This window comes from Nitrosopumilaceae archaeon (genome assembly GCA_035631875.1).
Classification (GTDB): Archaea; Thermoproteota; Nitrososphaeria; order Nitrososphaerales; family Nitrosopumilaceae; genus TA-20.
The window spans coordinates 230,524-254,851 of record DASQHX010000009.1 but is presented as its reverse complement, the minus strand read 5'-3'; the positions used below and the strand labels follow the sequence as shown (position 1 = coordinate 254,851).

Genomic DNA, 24,328 nt, shown 5'->3' with positions numbered 1-24,328 from the left:
GGATACCTAAGGTGTCCAATGGATACCTCAACTGAACGATTTAAAGGGCAGACAAAATCCAGACCAAGAAAATTAATCATGGATTGCTTGAGGACTGGACCTAAACAACGAAAAGAAATCTATGAATTTATCATAAAACAATCTGATCTTGAAAAATATCACATATCATCTTTAAAAAAACAATTATCCAAAATGCAAGCATTAGGCTGGATAGATCGAAAGGTTACAAAAGGTAAACCATATGGAACTTATTCTATCGTCAAAGGTTCCGAATTAGAGATGGAAATGGATGCACTTGCATTTAGAACATTTGTGCTGTCAAACATACTTCAGAACGAATCAGTTGTTGCTAGAGACATTTACAAAGCAAACATTCGTACAAAACATTCTCTTGATGAAGATTATGTAAAAATGATTTTAGAGCAGATTGGTTTGTATGTATTATTTACTATTTTGCAATTAACCACTTCTAAAAATTCTTTATCATATAGATTGCCAGGTTATTTCAAGCAGGATATGATCTTTGTTAACAATGCTTTATCATTAGGCGATCATCCTAGTACCATACAACTCTTTAGATTTTGGATTACTCAGCTAGCTTATTTCGATGTTAATGGAAAACCTCGCAAAATACCCAGTAAGGAACCAGACCAGCAATTCATACAAGATGCAATTAAAAGAATAATCAAAACCTGTGAACAATTATTTCCTGAAACAATGAAGGTAATGAAGGATGGAAAAGATTTTGCTTACAAGAATACCGGAGGTATAAGAAAGCGTTTATCATATGATTTATCACCAGGACCATTAAAGGAGATCCTAGAATCACAAAGAAGGCTTGGCAGGTATGATGAAAAACCTACATAAATCTTTAAAGCTCTGAGGAACAACACATCGATGAGTTTTATGTAATTTATTGTAATAATTTTAATAGTAAAACCAGATCAAACAAGTTGGTGACGATAAATGTATGTCACAAAGGCGAGAAAGATAACACCGGCACAATAGTTGAGATCTTGGAAGATTATAGTGGCAATATGTATTGGCTAAAAAATGATTATGCTCATACACTTATCTCTCCAGACATTAATTTTGGAAGAAGAGAATCCCGAATTTTTGTTAAAATATCCATCAACATTAAATTTTTGTGAATTGATTCTGACATAATTTTTGTAATTGAATTAAACTTTAACAGGATTTCTTTTTCAGGAATAATTATTGGAATGGAAAGCAAATTTTCTTGATTTAATTTTGGTTGAACTGCACCAGTGATCCATGGTGCAAGATCCAAATTTTTAAATAAAATCCAAAGAAAATTGTTACTAAAATTATTTTTTCCCTGTAAAATGTGAGCATGATTATTAACCCAAAATTTTCCAACAGCAAAAAATATTATCGGTGTCTTTCTACTACGCAAGTTTTCTCCATCTTCTGAAGCTAGTAAATATTCACCATCAAATAGATAGTCGTCAATATAGTCGATTATTCCAGATGCACCATAATAAGGAAAAATCCCAGGTCGTTTTTCTCTTTCAAGTTCAGATAATGGTACTCGTTTGTAATCAAATATTGTAACTGCATCACTAATTTCACCAACTTTCCATCCTTTTGGAATTTGACCTAATTCAGAATCAACAAATTCTTCCTGTCCATCAAAATCAATAAACCATGATTTGAAAATTGATTCAACGATTTTTTCCAGACTTTTATTCTTATTTCCCAATAGGATTATTTTTTTATCTAGTGAATCCAGAATTTGTACAGCTTTTTTTCTAATTGATAATTCAGGAATAAAAATTTCAAAATTTTTTATATCTGTATGAGAAAGATTTGGGAATACAGAACCATTTGCAATAGCAAGCAGTTCTGAAAAATTTGCTAAAATTGAATAGAATGTAAATTTAGTATCGATCTCATCTGATTTACCTTTGATAGCGCAAAGTCCTCTTCCTAAACAGTAACTTTGATCAGCCCAATTCATTCTACCCGTTGTGGAACCTCGTACACAAAATAATAAATCGCCCTGTTGGCAGATTTTTGTAATTTTTGTTGTCCAAGTTTTTGGTGTTGGGTGATAAGTTCCGAATTCTGTAGGTCCATTTAGTAAAGGCATGCCCTCTCTCCCTACGTTATATGAAGAACCAGGAGGGGACTGTCCCATTAAAACATCTGCAATTTCAGATAGTTTAAAATACTTTTTTTTCATATTATATCAAATCAGAAAAATTATTCTCCGCTTGCTGCATTATCACCGGAACTAATTTTTCAAAGGACTCTACTGGAAAATCATGATCGATTAAAATTTTCTTTATTCCTGAACGAATCTTGGCCTTTATGCTTTCCTGGTTTAACCAATCAACAGTCGTGTTACGTTTCATAAAATCAGTCAACTCTGATGCAATCTCTATAATCGTTTTATCTGATTTGGCATATTCTTTTCCTTGAGAAACTGCATCATAAAACACAATTTCTTGTTCCGTTAATCCTAATTCTTCTTCTTTCTTTTTCTGTTTGTATATGTCATCTGACACCTGCTCCATTTTTCCCCACACGGTTTCAAAATTTTCAAAACGAGAATGATAATTTGACAAGGCTTTTTCAATTCTTTCTTGAAATGATTTTTTTGCTACTTCATTTCGTGTAAATTTTGTTTTTATTGCATCATCGAGTAATTTGTTTGCTAATTCTACTTTGAGGTTTTTTTGTTTCATTTTTGCAATCTTTTTTAGATACTCTGGATTTAGTTCAAATTTTTCAGGATCATAGTTGAGGGTAAATTTCTCAAACGCCTTAGCACTAGCAATTCCCTTTTCAACTAATTCCTTAACAGAGGCATCTATTTCTTGGGGAATGAATGGGTGTTGTACAGTATTTTTTGTAACATATCTTCGGAGATTTTGAAAAAATTCTAAATCATCTTCTACGTCAAGACATGCAGGATTGGGGGTACATACAGCATATGCTTTTGTTAGCTCTGTAACATTTTGGAAAAATTTTGTCTTTAATTCCTCAGTTGCAACAATTTCATTTACAGCATTTAGAAATAACTCATCAAATTCTTCTGTAGATAGTTCGTTTCTATTATCAACTGGATTTTCAAAGAAGCTCAATAATTCAGTATGTTTTTTCTTCATATATAGAAGAATTTCTGCTGTTGGCTTCATTGCTTCTTTAATATCTGCATCATTGAAAGCTTTGAATGATTTTTTTAAATCATCTGCAATTCCAATATAATCTATGACCAAGCCAACTGATTTTGTTGGTTTCCATTTCCTATTTACCCTAGATGTAGCTTGGAATAGATTATGATCTCTTAGTGGTTTGTCAACATATAGTGTATGAACTAGCGGGGCATCAAATCCAGTTAGATACATGTCACATACAATAAGTAATTCTATATCATTATTCTCATCTTTAAAATCTTCAACAAGATCTTTGACTTGTTGTTTTGTTCTATAATGTTCTTTTAGATATTCATTTTTTTCTTGTTGTTTTTGTGTTGGATCCTTTATGTTTGATGCTCCAGAAATTACACAGATACACTTTGGATGGTTTGGTTGTTTGTTTATGTATTCATAATACATTCCAGCTGCTTTTTTTGTTGTAGCACAAAGCATTGCTTTTCCTTTTGGAATCAGCTTCTTTTTTGAATTAAAATGAAAGACAACATCTTTTGAAATTTCTTCAATTCTTTCTTCACGTTCAACAAGTGTCACCAAGTCGGACCATTTTTTTGCAACCGCTTCACTCTGTTCTTCACTAAGATTTTCAGTAATTTCATCATAGTCTCTTCCAATGAATTTGTTTAACAGGTGTTGTGGCAATAGTCTGCCATCATATGCAATATCAACTGTAGTTCCATCCTTTACTGATTCAGATTGGGTGTATCTAGTAATTACAGGCCCAAAAACATCGGTAGTAGAGCGATCTTCAAGCTCAATTGGGGTAGCAGTAAAACCAACTTTGAGTGCATTAGGAAGAGCTACTTTGAGATTTATGGCCATCTTTTTGTATTGAGAGCGGTGTGCCTCATCAGCAATAATGATGATATTTCGTCTATCTGATAATTTCGGATATCTTACATTTCCTTCTCTTTCTTCCTTGGTTGTTTGGAATTTTTGAATTGTTGTAAATATTATGTTTCCCGCAGGGATTTTTAATTTCTCCCGCAAATCTTCAATGCTGTCTGCTTCTTGCAATGTGACATTTGGTTTTGGATATGGAAATCCAGCCACTTTAAAGAAATCAGATAACTGCTCATCTAGATCATTTCTATCTGTAATTACAACAAATGTGGGATTGTCCATTTTTTTGACACGGGAAACCATTTCTGTAAAAAATATCATTGACATTGACTTTCCAGAACCTGTACTGTGGAATACTACACCTATTCTGTCTTCATTTGGATCATCATAGACTTTTTTTGCCCGCTCCACTAGCTGATTAATGGCCTTGATTTGGTGTTTTCTTCCAATCTTTTTTATGATTTTAGAACCATTGTCTTCAAATTCAATAAAGTTGTAAATTATATTTATTAAAGATTCTTTCTCAAAAGCTTGTTCTATTAAATAATCCAATCGAAATCTTTCTGGGTCTTTTTCTTCTCCTGGATCATCTTTTTCATACCATGTAAAGAAAAATTCAAAAGGCGATTCAAATGTCCCGTACCTTGCGAGTTTTCTATCGCTTATTACGTTAAATGTATTATAGTGAAATAATTTTGGAATATATAATTGATAATCTGTTTCACCTATCTGATTAAACGCATCTATTATTGTTGTTGAGATATCAAAAGGATTTTTGTATTCAAAGATGACAATTGGAATTCCATTAAGAAATATAACATGATCAGCACGTCTTTTTTTGTGTTGCTCTACAATAAATTGTCGTACTGCAAGAAAATTATTCTCTTCTGGGTGTTCCCAATCTACAAAATTGACTAGTTTTGGGAATGTCTTACCGTCCTTATCTTGAATTTTTACTGTAAAGCCGTTAAGTAGTAAATGATGAAATTTACGATTACTTTCCATAATATTTGGCGAAGAAATTGTATGTAATGCTCCTATTGCCATCTCATAGGCTTGATCTGGTAGTCCAGGATTGATTTTTTCTAGGTTTTGTTTTAGTCTCCTTTCTAGAATGACCTCCGTTAGTGATTGCCTTTCCGGATTTTCTGTACCAGGGTTATGATCTGGTCCCCATTGAGTATCGTAATGTAATTTTTCAAATAGACGATGTGCTGCCTCTTCTACCCAACCTTCATCTAATTTTATTTGTGTCATACTTGAATTTCTCCTGAGATTAGTTTTGGAAGTAGAGCATCTCTAATTTTTTCAAACTTATTTGTCATTATAGAATTTGATTCTATTAGATCAAAAATTGGCCTTGCTGTTTCAGTATATTTTTTTAAAGAATTTTGATCTGGGATTAATAGTGATGACTGTTTTATTGAATTTTGATTTAATGAAGCTTGAGCACCACCACTCTTCCACGAAGTAATTTCATTGATCATATGTTTAATCCACCCATAGATGAATTCTGATGAAATCTCATTATTACATAATACTGCGGCCACGTTTTGATTTATACAGCAAGAAATTTCGACTAAACTTACTTTGCCAATGGTATTACCAATTATTGCTAATACCGTAGATCTTTTTGGAATTTCTTGTGTTGATGATCTCTCCTTTCCCTCTTCTGTGATATATTCATCCGGAGAAATAATTCTCAATTCTCCTGTTTTCTTAGAAGTGATCCATGGGATGGTTCCATTTCTCCAATATGTTTGATTATTACGTGAAGGTGTACCTCCAGTGATTACTTTTAACTCGGAACCTATTTTTGTTACTCGCCATCCTTTTGGTATGTCACCTAATTCTGAATCAACAAACTCTATCTGTCCACCAAAATCAATAAACCATGATTTGAAGATTGATTGAATAATTTTTTCCAATGTGAAATTCTGTTTTTTTAATAATTCTATTATGTCATCCAAACCTGATAGAATTAAACTGATTTTTTTTTGAATTTCAATTGGTGGAATTAAGATGGGGATTTCAGCAAAATCAGATTTATTCAAAATTGGTTGTGCCGTTCCACCAGCAGCCATCATTTTGAGTAAATTTTTCATATTTGATAGGGAATAGTATAGAAAATTGGGTTCGACTAACTCATTTGGTATGATAGAGTTAAACTGCTGATTTGTGATACATGATTTTTTTATCATCACTGCCTTTCCCATATCTGAGCCAATACAAGATACTGTGACGCTAGAAGGAGGAATCTTAAAATTTTCTAATAGCTCAAGGCCTTTCTTTGATAATCCTCTTTCTACGATATCTACGAATTTAGAATCTTTGATATCACTTGGTGTTAAAAAAGGATAGTCAGAACCGAAATATTCCGGATGTGTGGTAGGTGGTGTTTTTCCAGTAACTATTTTTCCTAATAGACCTAATTTTTTTACAATCCAATCTCGTGAATTGTTCACTGAAATATTATCTTCTAAAATAAATTCAGATTTCAAATCCCAACTCTTTTAGGTTTTTACGAATTTCTTTCTCTAGTTCTATAGATTTTCCTGAAAGTTCAGAATATTCTTTTACTAATCTCCTCATTTTATCTTCAAATGGCTCATCATCTTCTTCAATATCTTCTGCACCGACATATCTTCCGGGAGTTAAAACATAATTGTATTTAGCAATCTCTTCTTTTGTAGCTACTTTACAATATCCAGGAATATCTTTGTATTTTGGATAGCCTTCTTCTCCAACATAGGAACGATAAGTTCCAGCAATTTTCTCAATTTGTTCATCCGAAAACTCATTTTGAGCTCTGTCAATAGGTGTAAATATTTTTCTTGCATCAATAAATAACGTCTTGCCTTTTCTGTTCCCATATCTTCCATTTGTTTTGTTTTTTGTAAAAAACCATAAACATGCAGGAATTGTTGTTGTAAAAAACAAATTGGTTGGTAACGCTATCATGCAATCAATTAGATCAGCCTCCACAATGTTTTTTCTAATTTCACCTTCTGTTCCTGAAACACTCATAGAGCCATTTGCTAAAACCAATCCCATTCGACCATTTTTTTCATCTAAATTATACAGCATATGTTGCATGAAAGCATAGTTTGCATTTGTTTTACTTGGAGTGCCATACACCCATCTTTTATCAGCAGATAATTGGTTGTATCCCCACTCTTTAACATTAAATGGGGGATTTGCCAAAATGAAATTAGCTTTTTTATCGTGAGGAAATTTATTATTTTTGAGTGAATCTCCAAGGTAAATGTTTGTAGTGTCAATTCCACGTAAAATGAGATTCATTTTACAAATCCTCCAAATTCCATCAATTACCTCTTGACCATATATTGAAAGATCATCTTTTTTTCCATGGTGTGCTGCCAAGAATTTGTGACTCTGAACAAACATGCCTCCTGAGCCACAGGTAGGATCAAAGACAATTCCTTTGTATGGTTCTAAAATTTCAACTAGTAATTTTACAACAGGACGTGGTGTGTAAAATTGACCACCACGTCTTCCCTCACTCATTGCAAATTTCTTTATGAAGAACTCGTATGCTCTACCAAAAGTATCAACATCAATTGCTTCTTTTGTTCCAAAGCCAATCTTTGAGAATTCGTTAACTAGTGCGGTAAGATTTTCATTTGCGATCTTTGAATCAGAAAAGACTTGAGGTGAAACACCTGACAAAATGGGATTTACCTGTTCAATTTTTCGTAACATTTGATCAATTTTTAATCCTAGATTTTTTTGAGTAGCTTCTTTCATTAAGTCAGACCAACGAGTACCTTTTTCTAAAAATGGAATGTTTTTTTGTGTGTATTCATCTTTATCCTCAATTGACATTTCTCTTTGTTTATCTGATTTTGCAGATTGTTCAATCTCTTTTCTTCTTTCTTCAAATCTGTCTGAGATGAATTTTAAAAACATTAAACCTAATGCAATATACTTGTACTGGGAGACTTCTACAGTTCCTCTTAGTTGCTCAGCCGTTTCCCAAAGGGATTCTTCTAAAGTTTTTACTTTCTCTTCTTTTTTTGATTTTTTCTTTTCTACCATAATTTCTATCTCCGTAATGTTTTAGGGATGAGATATGCCGGTAATGAACATTTTTGATTAAATGAACAACTTTGGCATATGGAAGACAATTCTTCCCTTGGTTCTTGACGTTTTGTTATTGCCTCATGGAGCATAACTGTTCGTTGTTTCATAAAATCAAGTTGATCTTTAAAAGGAATATCAAATAGTTTTAATTCATTAAAGTCTATGTAGATTACTTGAAGTCTCTCTACTTGTAAGTTGAGTGTCGTTTTAGCTAATGTCGCAAAACATTGTAATTGTAAAATGTTAATATCATAAGGTTTGCTTATCTTAGAAACATCTTGTTTTGTTTTTACCTCTACCAGCGTTTTTTCCTTGAAATCATAGCCATCGAATTTGCCTTTTATGTATAATTTCACACCATTGTGGTCAAAACCCAAAGTCATCTGTTTTTCAGTCATATCATAGCGTTTGAGAAATGAATCATGAATTGCACTCCCTACTTGAGATCTATGGAGATTTCCAAGAGTTTCTGCATGGCCTTGAACCCTGTCAAAGTAACTCTTTCTCAAACATGATATTATTTCACCTACGCCATACGCATTAGGATCGTATGAAAACCGTGAGTTTGGCATTATGGTTTCCAGAATAGGCTTTGGTACATTTTGATTTGATTGAAGGCATTCTTCAATTGTTATAATCTTCCCAGTACCGGAAATAATTCCGTTGATCATTGTATTTTCCTCCTTTGAAATAGATTGTTGATTCTTTCTTCCACCAGTTCTTTCCTCTTCTCTGTTTCAGTCATTAGTGATTTTATTTCATTTTTTAATTCAAGTAATTTTTTCAACTCGTTAGCTATTTTCATTTGCTCATCATAAGGTGGAATTGGAATCTTTAATGTGGACAAGTTTTGTAAATTAATTGCCTTAATTGTGCTGCCGATAGAGATTCTCTGTAAAACGTCCTGTCCTTCTGTAGAAGATAAAAACGCAAACAAATAGTACGGATCTACGATATTTCTATTTGGTCTTATTCTGATTAAATTGTCTTTTACAAGTAAACTAATGTTTTCCAGGTCTACTATGCCAACTTTTCCAGGATTTCCAGTTCTTGTCATCAAAATATCATAAGGTTCAGTAATGTACTTGTAGCTTAACTCACGGTCAATTTTGATTGGTAAAATTAATGACGAATCAACAGTGAAATCTTTTATGTTTTGCCCCCTAACAGGGAATATCTCAAACTCTCCTGTTTTTTCCTTCAAATGTTCAGATTTTGTACCAACTTGTAATTCAGCTATTTCACCTAGCAACCTAGTCTCATGTTTGAACTTTTCATGATCAACTTTTTCATAAAAGTCGAAATCCAGTCTTTTACTGTCAGGTGTCTTTGCCAGGATGATGTTTTCTGAAGGCCTGATGATGTTGCGTTGTTCATATTCCCTGTATGCTAAGAGTATTTCATCAAATTGTTCTCTGTATGAGTCTGCCGGGCTTTTTTTCACATCTATTGGAAGTACTCTTGCCAGGAACATTGGCTGATTTAGTTCAGGTCTAGTCTTTGTCAAGACAAGTATGGAAGTTCGAATAGCTGAAACAGAGAACATTTTTGCTGGTAAACTTATTACTGCAACCTTGAAATTTTTCAATAAAAATTCTCTCATTCTTTCATTCTGTGAATTAAACAAAAATCCATCTGGAACTATGATGACTATTTTTCCATTATTTTTAACAAGTTTTGTACCCAATTCTAAGAACAAGCTTTCCGAAAAACCACCAGATGACTTCGTTAAATGGTAATAGTTCAAACGTTCATCTAATATTTTATAATTAAATGGTGGATTTGTTATAAATAAATCATACTGCTCGTGAGATATTTCTTGTGAATCAAGGCTATTCTTTTCAATTAATCTGAGACTGTCCTGGCAAATGACGTTGAGCGGATTCTCTCCTATGAGATACATGTTGATTTTTGCAATATCGACTACTGTTTGAGATATATCAGCTCCAAATATACTGGCGCCATATCGTTTTGCTTCAACCAAAAATCCACCCAGGCCACATGCAGGGTCTATTACATGATGATTTTTTTGTACACCTGCCAATCCCACGCAAAATTTAATCAAATTAAGCGGTGTTACTAGTTCCCTTAATTCCCGTTCATTGATTATCAGTGTATAGAGTGTGTTCAATCCATCTTTAGTTAGTTCTGATTTTGAAATGGAGAATTTCTGTAATCGTATTACCATTTCCTTGATCTCAAGTGGCTCTAATTGGATTTCATGAGAAGTCAAGCCAAATTTTTTTGAAATGTTTAACAAAATTGATTCCATTCTTGATTTTACAGTTTCTGCATCCTCGTCAGGATTTGAATGGAAACTTGGTTCGGATTTGTTTTCTTTTTCATCATAAAATTTTGCAGCAATTATCTGAGAAATACCAAGTAATGCAGAAGTTGTCGACTTCCCTTTTCCTCTAAGATAATCAAACTCATTCCAGGCTATATCTTGAAGATGTTTTGAATCAAGTGTTTTTGAAAGATGTTTATTGTCTATGAAATCAGCCTGTGGAATGTCTGGTATTTTTTCCAAAGTAAGGCCGGCGGGAGTTTTTTGTGACACATAACAAAGAAGGTTTATACCATCACTGATAACCCCGTATTTTGCCTCGCTAACTGATACGTACTGCCTTAACTGTTCCATCATCTCCCATGTGGCTCCTTTGAGCGGGGATTTGATCTCGATTATTATGAATGGCTTTCCTTGCTGATACACAATCATATCGACTTTGTACCTTGCTTGGCCTTTTGACAGGGAGACATTTTTGCGGATTGATTCTATTGAATAGCCATATTCATCTACGAGTCTCTCAAGGAATTCCTCTTCGGGGTTTGAATTATCTTTTATCATGTTTAATCTCTGGCTAGCCAGTGTTGTATACCACACATATTTACCATTATGTCTTATAACATAAAAACCTTCCCAAATATAGCGATCAGATTTACGATTCCCAGTGACTAATTGTCATTTTCAACATAATCACAGATATTTTTAAAACTGCAGGTAAAACAAGCTCCCTTTACAGGTTTTGCCTGAAATTCTTCCTCAAGGATTGATTTTACCACGGTTTCAAGTGTGCTTTTCACCTTGTCTACATTGTCTGTTTTAATCTCGTTATCCAAAACCTTGTCTTCCTTTAGGTAAAACAATGAAGTCTTTTCAGGAAGTTTCTTGTACAATTGCTCAACTGCCAAAGCATAGACATTCATCTGAGGATCTTCTTTTATTGTATTTTTAGTTTCGTACACATTTCCTGTCTTAAAATCAATTACTTGATACTCTCCATCTGGAGTCTTTTCTATTCTGTCAATATACCCATTAACTTTGATTCCGCCAATCTCAATTTGGAATCTTTTCTCAACATCAATTGGTGTGTTTGGATTGGAATCAATCCATTTGAGATAAGTTCTAATCATTACTCTAGCTTTTTCTTTATCTTCCTCTTCTTTTTTTGTAGAAAGGTATGCATTAGAGTTCCAATTACTTTCTAAAATCTCAAAAGCTGTTTCTTCAGTTGGTGTTATTCCGTCTTTTTCTAGTTTTGTGAGATGCTCTGCTACAGCATGAACCGCAGTGCCCAAATTAAAGTAGGTTCTTTCAGGAGTTGGCACTTCTAATACATGTGCAAACTTGAACTGTAACGGACATTTCAAATATGTTTCAAATTTAGAAGCAGAAAGCCTCAATGTTTCTTTGTTTATCAATGGAATCTTTTCTTGGTATAGTAAAGATTCAACTTCCTTGTTACTTTCTACATGAAATAGATCTTCAGTACTAAATCCATCTAATGTACCGTTTTTCTCAAAATAATCTACCTTGGATAAATCTAAAATTCTAGCTATTGCACTCTCTAGTTGCATCTGGTTTACAAATTTAGTAGCTTTTGACTGCAAATCCTGTCGAATAATATCTATCTTGTTTTGTTCTTGTAGTAAGGTCTCTTGAGTAGTGCCTGAAAAATCAACCAAATCCACTAAAGGGTTATTCTCAAAGTCGATCTCTTCTAAAAATACTGAAGGCTTGCTTGTCCGTACATTTTGTGCGTATTTTGTAGGAAATATCACATATAATAAGTTCTGAGCCCTTGTCATTGCCACATAAAACAGCCTACGTTCTTCTTGTAATGCCAAAGCTTTTTCATCATCTTCTCTTTGTAATCCCTTTGCCAAATCATTTGGAACATAGAATTTTTTTGCCTGGTATCGTAAAGGAAGCTTTCCCTGTGCAACATCAACTATAAACACAATTGGAAATTCTTTTCCCTTGCTTTGATGTATGGTTGATACTTGAACAGAATCCATAATCTCTACATTTTCTTCAAGCTCCACATCGAATTCTCCTAGTAATCTAAGATAATCGATAAAATCACCAAGTGTTCCATTTTTGTTTTGTGACTCAAACTCTAATGATAAATGATATAGCTCTTTGAGTATGGTCTGTTTCTTTCTATCTTGTAATGAATCAGTCTGCGTTGCACTCTTGTACAAATCGGTAATCTTCATCATAATCTTAAAAACAGATTCACTTACAGTATTTTGATGCTGAAGACTAGTCAATTCTTGTAATTGTTTTGAAATGTCAAACAATTCATCAAGCTGATCAATTTCTGGAATGGATAAATCAGTTAGAACATCAAATACATAGTCAGAGTTTGTCTTGGAATCATTCTTTCTTTTCTTTGCCTCTTGGTTTATTCTTGCTATATTGGTATCAGATATTCCACTATTTTTTAAAACACGATTTATTGCAAGACCTGCAAGTATAGGATTGTTTGCAATATCCAAATAAGCTAGCAAATCCCTTCCAGTTGAAGAATTGAAAATGTTTGCCTCTCCTACAAATGTTGCAGGAATTCCATATGCATTTAGTGCTTGGGCAAATTTTCTACCATCTATACGTTTTCTGGATAATATGGTAAAATCTCTATATGAGACTGGCTTTTGGGAACCATCTCGTCTGCTGATTTTTGTGCCTAAAATTGAGCGTATTTTGGATACAACATATTCTACCTCGGCCATGTCATGACCACATCGTACAACAGATACCTTCTCACCATCCTCGTTTTCAGAAAATAACTCCTTTACCTGCCTGTTTGGTACACTAGACAATAACTGGGAAGCTAGTTTTACTATATTTTTTGTACTGCGATAATTTTGTTTTAAAATTACTATCTTTACTTTATTATCATATGATTTGATAAAGTGTTCAAAGTTTGCAACATATGCTCCTTGGAATCTGTATATGCTTTGGTCGTCATCTCCTACTACAGTAATGTTTCCAGTAGGTGCAAGTAGTTTTACTAATTCCAGCTGTGCAAAATTATTATCTTGAAATTCATCAACTAGAACATGTTGGAATTGGTTTTGATATTTTGATAAGACATTTGGTTTTTTGTGAAATAGTTGTATGGTAAGTGAAACCATGTCATCAAAATCAATCAGTCTTGATCTTCTAAGATATTCTTGATGTTTTACATATAATTTGTGTAGATCACATAGCTTTTGTAGATAATCTATCTGTAAAACATCTTCAACTAGTTTCATTTTTCCATTTAGTTTTTTATCAAGATAATCTGCCAATTCATCTGGCGTGATTAATTCATCTTTGAATGTACTAATGCCGTCAACCATTGCCTCAATTACATTTACCGCGTTATTTCCTAATTCTATGTGTTCAAATTCAAAAGTATCAATGTGTTTTAGTGCCCATACTAGTAGACTGGATCTGTTAATTACACCGGAACCTATTCCAATTCCTGAATCAAGTACATTGTCTGCTAAAACATCATTACAAAACGAATGAAAAGTGCTAATTTGCATATCGGTAACATCAATGATTTTTTCTAATCTTTCTTTCATCTCTTCTGCCGCTTTTTCAGAAAATGTGAGACAGAGAATTTCGGATGGTTTTAGGCCATTTTTAACTAAATGCTTGATTCTCTCAACAATTACTTTGGTTTTACCACTACCAGGACCTGCAGCAACTAGAAGAGGACTACCTGAATGATTAACCGCCTCATGTTGTTCAGTGTTTAGCTGGACTTGCATCACTCACCTATTGAGGAGTAATTACCTTAAATGAAGATCCTTTTTCTATTACCATAATTTATCGTATTTATGAACAAATGGATCTAGCCGACTGATCCTGAAAATTGGAATGTGATAATATCAAACAATATTTGATCTGTTAACACTGAATTAAAGAAAAAACCTCGACCAAAATAATTACCGTTTGATTTATTCTTATTCTCTTTAAGGTTATTCCAATTCAAGTTTGTCTAAATCCTTAAGTTTATAGAAAATAGCGAATTATCTGTGGAACTTTTTAAACCTGACAAAAATGGAATGAAAAGAGTTTCTATCGAACAATTTGAATTAGAAAAACATCTTGAAAACCTAATTAATGAAAACTTGGAGGATATTTTTAACATAAAGTTTTTCGCAAGTCAATATTCTCTAAATGGAAAAATTGTTGATGCTATTGGGTATGATGAAATTAACGAAAGATTTGTAATAATAGAATACAAGAAAGTAAAAAATCCTACCGTAATAGAACAAACTGTGGCATATCTCCAACGTCTTTTAGACAATCAAGCAAAAATTGTATTAGATTATAATGAAAAATTTCCCAAAAATAAATTAAAATTAGAAGATGTCAGATGGAAAAACTCAAAACTCATTATCATATCTCCCGAGTTCACAGATTTTCAATTAGATTACCATAGACAAATGCAGCAAAATATAGAATTTGAACTATTCAAGGTTACAAGATTTGAAAACGGTTATCTACTATTAGAACCGGTTGAATCAACAAGTAGTCATAACATAGTTCTTGAAAAATTGCACAAAAGCAAAAGTATTACAACTAAAAATCAAGATATTTTATCACATCTTGAAACTTTTAGTGAAGATAATAATCTTAAACTCGCTGAACCTATAATCAAAGAACTTTATAAAAAACTCAAAGGGAGAATACTTGAAATTGGTGGTAATATCAAAGTCGTGCCACTTGCAAAATATGTTGCCTTCAAACATAATACTAATTTTGTTGATGTGACAGTTCAAAAAAATGCTTTGAAATTATTAGTGAATTTAGCCAATGGAAAACTTGATGACCCAAAAAAATTAGCTAGAGTTATGAGACAGGAAAATAATAAAAAAATAGGTCATTATGGAAATGGCGACTATCAAATTATAATAAAAGATGATAAAGAATTTGAATACATACTAGGTTTAATCCAACAATCTTTTGATAAAAATTAGATTCTAAACTCTTCTTGTTTTGTCTATGCCCAAATCAGCTAAGGTTCTCCGATTTTTCATATCTGGTAGACGAGTTACTTTCAACTTATCAGGTTCATATCCTAGAGTTTTTAGCGCATTAACGTATTTTTCGTGAAAAACATGACAAGGATCACAAAGTGTTATAGATTCATAACTTCCATCAGGCTTTCTTTCCATTTCTTTGACATGGTGTTTAGTTACATCAGTTCTAGCCTTGCATACAAGACATATTCCTTTCGTCACAGAAAAGACTAGTTTCTCATTCCTCAAAAATTTGTCGCTTGTTAACAGTAGAAAAAGACCTTAATGCAATACGAAAAAATATTCATTAATGACTTCCAAAAAAGCAATCGAAATCTTGGATGACTTTATGAAATACAAAATAAAATGCAGCGATAGTTTTGCAGCATTATCTCAGAAATGCTACATGATTCCAGGTGGAGTATCTGGTGTAGCTAAGCAATTGGAAAATCTCAACCGTGGCGAGTTTGAAATTCTCACCAGCATAAGAGATGAAATTCAAATCCAATGCAGTCATCCAAAAAAATTCAGAGATATAGATCCTGATGGCAAACCATATTGTGTAGGTTGCAATCAAGATCTATGATTCTATTTTTTAAAACTATTCTTATTACAATAAATTAAAATATATTTGAACAGTTATTTCTTTTGTCTTTTTATTTTACCATATTTCGCCAATGCTATGTTTAATTTTGCATTGTACAATTCTACAGCATAATCCCTAGTTTTCTTTTTTAATACGCCTACCAATTACTTCAACTCCATTTTATTTATCATGTCTTTTATTTTTGATTCCGTTGGTTGATTTAATTTAATTTTCTCCTCATAAATAGCTTGCAAGTTATTTATCGTTGCATCATTAAGCATATGTACACCTTTCTCATCAATATACAACATATCTGTTTTACCACCAACTCCGGGAGCTAACTCTGCTTTCTTTTTTGCCTCGTATGTTGCAAACATTGCTTCTTTGAAGGGAAGTTCTATATGATAATTATTTACAATCAAACTATCAAAAGCATGTCTTTGGCCACTTCCTAAACAACAGAAACCTAATTTGTCAAATTGTGCAGAAACACCAGGGTTTTCAATAGTATGTAAATGAGCACCAGTGCTATCCACTCCTGCTAATAATATAGTCAGACCTAAGTCATATTCAGCAAGTTCATGATCAAGTTTTAGAACAATATTATCATTCATTGCGTTTTGATTTTTTTGGAAACTTGAGATGGACATAGAAACAGGGTAAAAAATCTCTTCCTCTGCTTTTCTATTGCGAACTTCCACATAGTTTTGCTTCACAGAATTTAAAATTTCTTTTATTTGTGGAAATTGTTGGTGAGCGTATGTTGTTTTTACATTTTCAAAAACTTCAGTAGGATTTAATGCAGAACCTGCTGACAAAAGAATACAGTTGTTGGCTATTGGTTCTAATTTTTTAGACCTATGTTCAAACTCTATTGATAATGCTTCTGCAGTAATCATCTTATCAGATATTGCAATTGCACTTTTCCCATCATCACATATGGTAGCAATTACTATTGTCAATGTCATTGAATTTGACTGATAATTATTAAAATGATCTATATGCTTTCCAGGAATAATTAACCATAAGCACTCACACTAGTTAATACAAAGTCAATTTTATAACTTTTAATAATAAAAAGATATTTTGGATTATTAGCTGTATTTACTCTTTCATCCATAAGAGCATTGCTTCTTGTACAGCATTGGTAAGATTGCCTTTCTTCATGCCTTTTTTCTTAGCAACAGCTGCCCTAAATTTTTCTTCAATTTTGTCATCTATTGCTAGGTTTACTTTGCCCATGTATGGCAGATCGGCTTAGTTATATATAAAGATATCAACATATCCACACAAATCTTTTTATAGTGGATATGTAGATATGTAGATATGTTCCAACGTAAAACCGATGCTTGGATTTATTCCCAGTATCAAAAGAATAGAAATCATGGTAAAACCATGAACCTGAAAAAAACATTCCAAAAAAGAGGATTAGAACAAGATTTGGGGGTGAAAATATAATGGAAGTAGTTGATGAGAAGACAAAAGGAAAATTTTTCACCTTTTTTGTAGATGAGAAAGAATCCCACACTGAAAAATCTCAACTTACGGGTGGTGAAATAATGGATATTGCAGGAATACCACATTCCACTGGCATAGTGGAAATCCTGGACGATGGTTCTCAAAAACAAGTCGGTGAAAATGAAGTCATCGAACTTGAAGGACATCATCACAAATTCAAGAAACCTCCGAAGTTCAAGAGAGGTTCACAATGAAGGAACGTCTGTTGCAAGAGATCCAACTCTTGCAAAAATTATATGGAGAGGTAGAATGTGGTCCTAATTTAGAATGGATTATCATCAAGGACTTTAAACTACCTACAGGATGGAATAGAAGTTCTACGGATCTTCTTATCATTATTCTACCAAGTTATCCTGCAACTCCTCCTGACAATTTTTACGTCACAGTAGGGTTGAAATCCGTTAACGGGAATCAAATTGGTAACTTTAGCGACCCAGTGACACAGATTGAAAGGCAATGGGGACAATTTTCATATCATTTGGATGGTGAATGGCACCCTGCTGCTGACATATTCAAAGGAGATAATCTACAAACTTTCGTGCTAAAGGTCATTGATAGATTAAAAGAGGTAAATTAAATTGCATGAAATAAGAATCTCTCAAAACATCTGGGAAAAAGTATACGCACATTTGTTTGAAACTAACGGTGAACATTTCGTGTTTCTTTTGGCAGAAGTTGTAAACATAGGAAATGGGGTAACATTACTTGTTAATGATGCTATTCTGATTCCTAATGAAGATACGGAAGCGGTAGATTTTGCCTTACAAATTAAACTTGAAGCACTTTTGAAAGTAACTAATACGGCACTTAAAAGAAAGATGGCTTTAATTGAAGTACATAACCATGGTTCTGGTTTTGGAAGCGTAGATTTCTCAGGAACAGATCGCAAGGGATTTAAAGAATTTGTGCCATACGTACTAGACGTTATACCAGGTAAGCCCTATGCGGCTATTGTGATGACAGATGAACTTTCAGTTGAGGGATTAATCTGGAAAAGCCAAGATAAACCTGAACCAATATCATATATTAGAATAGTAGGCAATAATTTTAGAAAACTTGTAACAACCTCTGGTAAAAGACTTCATAAAACCGAAATAGACGAAAAAACTTTTGCAAGACAAATTTTAGCATTTGGTAAACCAGGACAAAAAAAGATACACTCTGCTAAAGTTGCAATAGTTGGTACTGGTGGAATAGGTAGTCATGTAGCACAAGAACTTGCATACAAAGGAGTCAGAAACTTTGTTTTAGTAGACCCTGACCTAGTAGAAGAGACTAATCTAAACAGACTTGTTGGTGCTACACCAGACGATATAGGAAAACCAAAAGTGAATGTAGTTGAAATAATGATTACTAGCATCACAGGTAACAAAGCCAAAATCAATTCACTACAAAAAAATCTAAGAAATAATGAAGTTTTCAATGTATTAAAACAGGCTGACATTATTTTTGGTTGTGTAGATAACGATGGAGCAAGACTGATACTAACTCAGTTGGCATTCAGCTATCTTATTCATTATATTGACTGCGGAACTGGAATCAACATTTCAAATGAAGTAATTGAAGAGGCTGGTGGGCGTGTCATGGTTTTACAACCAAACGGACCTTGCATGACATGTGCCAATATGATAGATTTGAAAGAAGTATTGGACAATCTTTCATCCAAAGAAGAATATGAAAACAGGAAAAAATTAGGATATGTAAAAGGTGCAGATGTGCCAGATGCTTCGGTAATTTCCTTGAATGGGGTCATTGCTTCACTGGCAGTTGTAGAATTTATGGTACTAGTAACTGGTCTGAGAGAAGCAAGAATATTGACCATGTATGATATGTTGGCAGGACGAGAACCAGCAATTGTACCCTGTTATGTGTATGTAAATGAAAACTGCTTACATCACTCCTTTATTGGAATAGGAGACAAAATAGGACTAACACGGTATCTCAAAGAAGAGGGCACATTACAAATATGATCAAGGAGATCGGTGCATCTGTTACATGGTCTGTCTATGCTCTTGTCTTAATCTTTGTTTTTTATAATGCAATGACAATATTTTGTCCAGACACAAATTCTGTTGCACATAATACATGTCAAAATGCAAAAAATTCTGCTACAACAGTATTTGTACTGTTGGTTGGTGGCCCACCAGTTGCCATTATTCTATCTATAGTAGGAGTTAGTTCACCGGTAGGAATATAGAATTTGACATTAGCACAAACGTTTACGATTTTTTTTACACCGTTAATACAATCAATTTCATTTTTTATTATCACTTTGATTGGAACAATGTTAGGTAGTGTTATAGTAACTAGTGGCGATGGATGGGGTAAGATTGCAGGATCTAATGAATTTCAATCAAAAAACAAGGTTTTAATTTTTTTTGTAGGGTGGGCTATTGGAATTACTATGGCATTAAATTATTTCTCACCAATGCTAGAAACTGAATTTTCAAAATATACCGCATATTTTCCTGTAATAATTTTTCAATTTGCTATAATTTTTTATTTGTGGTTTAATCACGATTTCCATTATAAACAAAAATGGCTTAAATTTGGCATTATGGAATTCATAGTTTTTGCATTGGGTTATGCTGTAGTATCCGGAATTTAGGTGAAGAGTGGGGGAGGGCTGCCATTGTAACCCACATCAATTCTCAAAACCACATTTGGAAAAGCTGTATGAAACAGAACAATCTAGCATACGGCTTATTAATTTCAAAATGCATTATTATACTGATGAGCTATGCAAATACGGCGAGTATTAATATCGATTATCTAGTTTCAAAGAGAAATTCCCTAAGCCTAAGTTTATTAAGCTTTAAATGAAGATTCTGGAGGTGGCTAATTTATGACGAAATATCATCAATATCTAAAATTGAAGGCCACGAAAGCATCTAAGAATAAAAAAATAATACAAGCAATAACCGCTAGTGATAAATCTCAAATGGCTAAGAATTCCACTACTTATAGTAGCAACTTGAAATGGATTATAAATCGCCGTGAATCATTAAGACAAAAATATGGAAATGAGTATCTAGCGATATATAATAATCGAGTATGCATCCACCAAAAAGATCTTTCCACATTATTGAAACAAATTAATGAAAAATACGATAATGCCCCAGTAGTCGTAGATTATATTGGAAGAAAGAGATTAAATCTTCTACTTTGAAAATCTAAGGGTGTATTTTGAGAATAAATGCACTCATAGATAGACATGGGCAGATAAGAGTTCCAACAACACTGTATGGTTCTGAACTTGGTAAGCACAAATACCAGATGACTTTTTTGGTTGATACTGGTGCAAACGTCACTACAATTTTACCAGTAGATGCTATGAGATTGGGTATTAATTTTTCCAAATTAAAAAAATCTCCTAATGGAGTAATTGGTATAAGTGGTAACCAGCAAGTATATGTTCTTAGGGATGTAGTACTGGCTTTCAAAAAAGGAAATTCAAATAATTTTGTTTATTCATTGTTAGACCAGGTTCATGTAATAAAACCCAACAAAAAAAGTATTCCGTTCCCGTTCAGCATAATGGGAATTGATCTTTTAAAAAAGTTATGTTTGAAGTACTGCGATTCAAACATCTCAATGACTTGTAAGATAGAAAAAATAGATGGGTATGAGTTTATTCCATAAACCCTTCTATTTTCATAATTTTTAGTATAAATTAATTTCAAAGTGAATCTTACGTAAAAGTACGTGAAATCTAGGATTAATTTAATAAGGTTTTTTATAGCTTATAATTACCTGTAGTAAGGAACTGCGATCTTTTCACCAATCTTGAGTTCCTTTTGTGTTCTGACTTTTCTCACAGCTTCTTCGAAGTGTCTCATGGTTACCTTGGCTTCAGAGGCTTTCTTTTCAGCTTCTTTCTGATCTGGGTATTTGTCAAGGAATTCATGTATAACGAGAGAAACTGCCGTATTTGCAATGGACGCAACATCTGCTCCGCTAAGTCCATCTGTGGAATCTGAAAGTTTCTCCAAATCTACATAATCTGGGTTTTTACCTGCTTCAGATTTTGGTTCTCTGTCTATTGGAATTTCTTTTGTACTTATCTCTAATATCTTCTTTCTACCTTCTTTGTCTGGCATTGGTACAAGAATTATCTTATCAAATCTTCCTGGTCGTAATAGGGCTGTATCTATCATGTCTGCCCTGTTTGTTGCTGCAAGGACTACTACTCCATGTAAGCTTTCAATACCGTCAAGTTCTGTCAAAAGCTGACTAACAACTCTTTCAGTAACTGCTGTTTCGCCACCTACTCCTCTGACAGGAGCAATAGAATCAATTTCATCAAAGAAAATTACACAGGGAGAAGCTTGTCTTGCTCTTCTGAATATTTCTCTTATTCCTCGCTCTGATTCGCCAACCCATTTTGATAGTAGCTCAGGACCTCTTACTGAAATGAAATTAGCTTCACTTTCTGTTGCTACAGCTTTAGCTAAAAGTGTTTTTCCAGTTCCACTTGGTCCATGTAATAATATTCCACGTGGCATTCTGTGTCCTAGTTTGGCGTAGAGAGTTGGATATTTCATTGGCCATTCTACTGCTTCTTGTAATTCGCGTTTTACATTTTCTAATCCTCCTACTTCGTCCCAACTTACATCTGGATTTTCAATGAAAACTTCTCGCATTCCTGACGGTGTGACTTCTCTTATCGCATTTTGATAATCATCTCCGGTTACTATTAGTTTGTCAAGGGTTTCGGGTGGAAGTTTTTCGTCTTGAAGGTTTAGCTCAGGTAATAATCTCCTTAGGCATTTCATTGCAGCTTCCTTGCATAGATATTCCAAGTCTGCACCAACATAACCATGGCTAATTCCTGCAATTTTATCCAAGTTTACATCATCACTTAGTGGCATGTTTCTTGTGTGAATCATGAGAATGTCTTTTCTTCCCTTCTTATCTGGAACTTTGATTTCTATTTCTCTATCAAATCTACCAGGTCTTCTAAGGGCAGGGTCTATTGCATTTGGTCTGTTTGTTGCTGATATGACAATCACTTTGCCTCTTGCCTCTAAACCATCCATTAGAGAAAGTAACTGTGAGACAACTCTTCTTTCAACTTCACCTGTTACTTCTTCTCTTTTTGGAGCAATAGAATCAATTTCATCAATGAAAATTATAGAAGGCGATTTTTCTTTTGCTTCTTTGAAAATTTCTCTTAGTCTTGCTTCACTTTCACCATAAAATTTGCTCATGATTTCAGGACCTGATATGCTGATAAAGTGAGCATTGCTTTCATTAGCAACTGCTTTAGCTAATAGTGTCTTACCAGTACCTGGTGGTCCATAAAGCAAGACACCTTTTGGTGCTTCAATTCCAAGTTTTTCAAAAATCTCTGGATGTCGTAAAGGAAGCTCAATCATCTCTCTAACTTTTTTAATTTCATCAGTTAAACCTCCAATGTCTTCATAGGTTACTTGCGGAACACCACGCAGTGTTTCTCCTTTTTCTGCAATGTGGAATACTGTTTTTTGAGTTACAAGTACTGCATCTGCAGCTGGTGTTACACCAATTACCTGAAAAGTAAGTCTGCCTCCAAAGTATGGTACCATAACATTATCTCCTTTAATCAAAGGAACACTTTCTAATGCATCTGCAAGATATCTTTCATCTATTGGAGGAATTGCTTCTAATGGAGCAACTACAACTTTCTCTGCAGCTACTGCTTTTATCTTTCTAACTGCTACAGTATCACCAATTGCTATTCCAGCATTATTTCGTACAAGTCCGTCTACTCTGATAATTCCTTTTCCTTCATCTGATGGATAAAGTGGAAGACATTTAGCTACAGTTCTCCGCTTTCCTTTAATCTCTATAACATCACCAGTTGACGCACTAAGTGAATCCATAGAATCATAATCAATACGTGCCACTCCTCTTCCAACATCACGAGTATAAGCCTCAAGTACTTTAAGGGAGAGTGCATTTTGGCTCATGAATTAAACAGGCTAAAACTAATTTTTATACCTTTGTCGTCATTTGTTCATTACAAGATCGATCACAAGCTTAAAATTTACAAGATAAAGCAGGCTTGTTACTTTGGGTAAACGACCTCTAGTTAGAAGACGTGGCCGAGGAGGAATGCAATTCCGTGCTGCATCTACTGGCAAGTTACTTCCAGCAAAATATCCAAGATTTGCACTCGCTGAACAACGAGAAGGCGAAGTCATAGATCTTGTTCATGAGACAGGTCGTGATGCGCCTCTTGCAAAGGTTAGATTTGATAATGGCGCTGTTTCTTATTTTCCATCAATTCTTGGTACTAAGATTGGCTCAAAAGTACAATTTGGGTTAAATTCAAAAGTTTCTTCAGGAAATGTAATTAGTATTCAAAACATTCCAGATGGAACTATCGTAAGCAATGTTGAAAAGCACTTTGGTGACGGCGGTTCTATTGTAAAATCAGCTGGAACTTATGCCACTGTATTCTCTCATAGTTCAGAAGGAGTTACAATAAAACTTCCATCTGGAAAATTTACTACACTCAATCCTCAAAATAGAGCCATGATTGGAATTCTTGCAGGTGGTGGTACTGGTGATAGACCATTCATGAGGGCAGGTCCAGCATGGAGAAGAAAACGATCTAAGGGTCACAAATATCCAATCGTAAGAGGAGTTGCACAAGCTGCTTATGTACATCCACATGGAGGAGGCAGGCACCAACATGTAGGTAAAAGTTCTACGGTATCAAGGAATGCACCGCCAGGACGCAAAGTGGGTAGCATAGCCGCTAGAAAGACTGGTAGAGCACGAATTAAAGAAAGACAATAATTTTAAA

At 33.8% G+C, this 24,328-nt stretch carries 22 protein-coding genes; 11 read left to right on the top strand and 11 right to left on the bottom strand.

What is annotated here, in order from left to right:
* Positions 1-18: 18 nt before the first annotated feature.
* Positions 19-867, top strand: coding sequence for a hypothetical protein (locus tag VEU72_03435; GenBank protein HYL66186.1), 849 nt, complete (start codon positions 19-21; stop codon positions 865-867).
* 196 nt (positions 868-1,063) lie between these two features.
* On the opposite strand, the gene VEU72_03430 is transcribed toward VEU72_03435, so the two are convergent.
* The 7 genes from VEU72_03430 to VEU72_03400 form a co-directional block, all read right to left on the bottom strand.
* Entirely contained in the window at positions 1,064-2,206 is a 1,143-nt protein-coding gene (locus VEU72_03430) for a restriction endonuclease subunit S (protein HYL66185.1), read from the bottom strand.
* A 1-nt stretch (position 2,207) separates the two neighbouring features.
* On the bottom strand, positions 2,208-5,282 hold the full coding sequence (locus VEU72_03425) for a type I restriction endonuclease subunit R (protein ID HYL66184.1): 3,075 nt from the start codon (positions 5,280-5,282) through the stop codon (positions 2,208-2,210).
* On the bottom strand, positions 5,279-6,526 hold the full coding sequence (locus VEU72_03420; GenBank protein HYL66183.1) for a restriction endonuclease subunit S: 1,248 nt from the start codon (positions 6,524-6,526) through the stop codon (positions 5,279-5,281). The genes VEU72_03425 and VEU72_03420 overlap by 4 nt, the downstream gene beginning before the upstream one ends.
* Positions 6,516-8,084, bottom strand: coding sequence for a class I SAM-dependent DNA methyltransferase (locus VEU72_03415; protein ID HYL66182.1), 1,569 nt, complete (start codon positions 8,082-8,084; stop codon positions 6,516-6,518). Before VEU72_03415 ends, VEU72_03420 begins: the two co-directional genes overlap by 11 nt.
* Positions 8,085-8,089: 5 nt before the next feature.
* Positions 8,090-8,800 carry a hypothetical protein gene (locus VEU72_03410; GenBank protein ID HYL66181.1) on the bottom strand — a complete coding sequence of 237 codons (711 nt, stop codon included), beginning with the start codon at positions 8,798-8,800 and terminating at the stop codon, positions 8,090-8,092.
* Complete coding sequence (locus tag VEU72_03405) at positions 8,797-10,977, bottom strand: N-6 DNA methylase (protein HYL66180.1); 2,181 nt, start codon at positions 10,975-10,977, stop codon at positions 8,797-8,799. The genes VEU72_03410 and VEU72_03405 overlap by 4 nt, the downstream gene beginning before the upstream one ends.
* 107 nt (positions 10,978-11,084) lie before the next feature.
* Positions 11,085-14,174: an ATP-dependent DNA helicase gene (locus VEU72_03400; protein ID HYL66179.1), complete on the bottom strand. Its 3,090-nt coding sequence runs from the start codon at positions 14,172-14,174 to the stop codon at positions 11,085-11,087.
* 267 nt (positions 14,175-14,441) lie between these two features.
* On the opposite strand from VEU72_03400, the gene VEU72_03395 reads away from it, so the two are divergent.
* Positions 14,442-15,389, top strand: coding sequence for a DUF5655 domain-containing protein (locus VEU72_03395; GenBank protein ID HYL66178.1), 948 nt, complete (start codon positions 14,442-14,444; stop codon positions 15,387-15,389).
* A 3-nt stretch (positions 15,390-15,392) separates the two neighbouring features.
* On the opposite strand, the gene VEU72_03390 is transcribed toward VEU72_03395, so the two are convergent.
* The gene (locus tag VEU72_03390) at positions 15,393-15,680 is read right to left on the bottom strand and encodes a hypothetical protein (GenBank protein HYL66177.1); all 288 of its coding nucleotides are present in this window, start codon (positions 15,678-15,680) and stop codon (positions 15,393-15,395) included.
* 61 nt (positions 15,681-15,741) lie between these two features.
* Here VEU72_03390 and VEU72_03385 point away from each other — a divergent pair, with 61 nt between their 5' ends.
* Positions 15,742-16,017: a hypothetical protein gene (locus tag VEU72_03385; GenBank protein HYL66176.1), complete on the top strand. Its 276-nt coding sequence runs from the start codon at positions 15,742-15,744 to the stop codon at positions 16,015-16,017.
* A 164-nt stretch (positions 16,018-16,181) separates the two neighbouring features.
* Here VEU72_03385 and VEU72_03380 read toward each other — a convergent pair whose 3' ends face one another.
* Positions 16,182-16,916: a hypothetical protein gene (locus VEU72_03380; protein ID HYL66175.1), complete on the bottom strand. Its 735-nt coding sequence runs from the start codon at positions 16,914-16,916 to the stop codon at positions 16,182-16,184.
* A gap of 205 nt (positions 16,917-17,121) precedes the next feature.
* The gene (locus VEU72_03375) at positions 17,122-17,259 is read right to left on the bottom strand and encodes a hypothetical protein (protein ID HYL66174.1); all 138 of its coding nucleotides are present in this window, start codon (positions 17,257-17,259) and stop codon (positions 17,122-17,124) included.
* Positions 17,260-17,474: 215 nt separating this feature from the next.
* Here VEU72_03375 and VEU72_03370 point away from each other — a divergent pair, with 215 nt between their 5' ends.
* From VEU72_03370 to VEU72_03340, 7 genes are all read left to right on the top strand, one after another.
* On the top strand, positions 17,475-17,729 hold the full coding sequence (locus VEU72_03370) for a hypothetical protein (protein HYL66173.1): 255 nt from the start codon (positions 17,475-17,477) through the stop codon (positions 17,727-17,729).
* A complete protein-coding gene (locus VEU72_03365) occupies positions 17,726-18,112 on the top strand; it encodes an E2/UBC family protein (protein ID HYL66172.1) in 387 nt (128 codons plus the stop codon). Before VEU72_03370 ends, VEU72_03365 begins: the two co-directional genes overlap by 4 nt.
* A 1-nt stretch (position 18,113) precedes the next feature.
* Positions 18,114-19,505, top strand: coding sequence for a ThiF family adenylyltransferase (locus tag VEU72_03360; GenBank protein HYL66171.1), 1,392 nt, complete (start codon positions 18,114-18,116; stop codon positions 19,503-19,505).
* Complete coding sequence (locus VEU72_03355) at positions 19,502-19,732, top strand: hypothetical protein (GenBank protein HYL66170.1); 231 nt, start codon at positions 19,502-19,504, stop codon at positions 19,730-19,732. The genes VEU72_03360 and VEU72_03355 overlap by 4 nt, the downstream gene beginning before the upstream one ends.
* Before the next feature lie 3 nt (positions 19,733-19,735).
* On the top strand, positions 19,736-20,143 hold the full coding sequence (locus VEU72_03350; GenBank protein ID HYL66169.1) for a hypothetical protein: 408 nt from the start codon (positions 19,736-19,738) through the stop codon (positions 20,141-20,143).
* 237 nt (positions 20,144-20,380) lie between these two features.
* A complete protein-coding gene (locus VEU72_03345; protein ID HYL66168.1) occupies positions 20,381-20,704 on the top strand; it encodes a DUF5678 domain-containing protein in 324 nt (107 codons plus the stop codon).
* A 17-nt stretch (positions 20,705-20,721) separates the two neighbouring features.
* Positions 20,722-21,177, top strand: a complete 456-nt coding sequence (locus VEU72_03340) for an aspartyl protease family protein (protein ID HYL66167.1) — start codon at positions 20,722-20,724, stop codon at positions 21,175-21,177.
* Between the two features lie 107 nt (positions 21,178-21,284).
* Here VEU72_03340 and VEU72_03335 read toward each other — a convergent pair whose 3' ends face one another.
* Positions 21,285-23,486 carry a CDC48 family AAA ATPase gene (locus VEU72_03335; GenBank protein ID HYL66166.1) on the bottom strand — a complete coding sequence of 734 codons (2,202 nt, stop codon included), beginning with the start codon at positions 23,484-23,486 and terminating at the stop codon, positions 21,285-21,287.
* Between the two features lie 103 nt (positions 23,487-23,589).
* Between VEU72_03335 and VEU72_03330 the strand changes: the two genes are divergently transcribed.
* Positions 23,590-24,321 carry a 50S ribosomal protein L2 gene (locus VEU72_03330; protein HYL66165.1) on the top strand — a complete coding sequence of 244 codons (732 nt, stop codon included), beginning with the start codon at positions 23,590-23,592 and terminating at the stop codon, positions 24,319-24,321.
* The last annotated feature ends 7 nt before the right edge of the window (positions 24,322-24,328 follow it).